The organism is Bacillus sp. AFS001701 (assembly GCF_002559405.1).
Lineage (GTDB): Bacteria > Bacillota > Bacilli > Bacillales > Bacillaceae_G > Gottfriedia.
This window is the reverse complement of sequence record NZ_NTZO01000398.1, coordinates 1-735: the sequence shown is the minus strand read 5'-3', so window position 1 is coordinate 735 and position 735 is coordinate 1. Positions and strand designations below refer to the sequence as shown.

Annotated in this window: 1 protein-coding gene; it reads left to right on the top strand. The window is 37.2% G+C overall.

What is annotated here, in order from left to right:
• The coding region (gene wrbA / locus CN514_RS20055) for an NAD(P)H:quinone oxidoreductase (RefSeq protein WP_098234104.1) at window positions 1-552 on the top strand (552 nt) is incomplete at its 5' end.
• Window positions 553-735 lie beyond the last annotated feature (183 nt).

Below are 735 nucleotides of genomic sequence, written 5' to 3'. Positions count from 1 at the left end.
ATGGGTGGAACAAATTATCAATTATCAAAATGGGTGGAAGAGGGGGCAAAAGAAGCAGGTGCTGAAGTAAAAATATTAAAAGTACCTGAACTTGCACCACAATCTGTTATTGAAGGAAATGAAGGTTGGAAGGCACATGTCGAAGCAACAAGTCATGTACCTGAGGTAACTTTAAATGATTTAGAGTGGGCAGATGCAATTATATTCAGTGTACCTACTCGATTTGGAAATATGCCAGCACAAATGAAACAATTCCTTGATACGACTGGGGGACTTTGGTTTGGTGGAAAACTTGTAAATAAGGTTGTTAGTGCGATGGCTTCAGCACAAAACCCTCACGGTGGACAAGAAGCAACAATCTTATCTCTTTACACAACTATGTATCATTGGGGAGCGATAGTCGCATCTCCTGGATATACAGATCCTGTCACATTTGGAGCTGGAGGTAATCCATATGGAACGAGTGTTACAGTTGGACAAGATGGTAAAATGATCGAAGATGTAGAAGCAGCTGTTAAACATCAGGCAAANNTGAAAAAAGCAAATCAATAACGATGATAAGCTAATCAACAATTAGTTGGTTAGCTCTTTTTTTTATAAACATTGAAGATTTAAAAGAAATGATTAAATGGAATGTGATTAAAACTTATATTGTAATTTATAATGTTTAATTCTGATTTGCTTATGTAATTAACGAGCGCGTGTGCGGCCGAGACTAGGTCGTATCATATAACG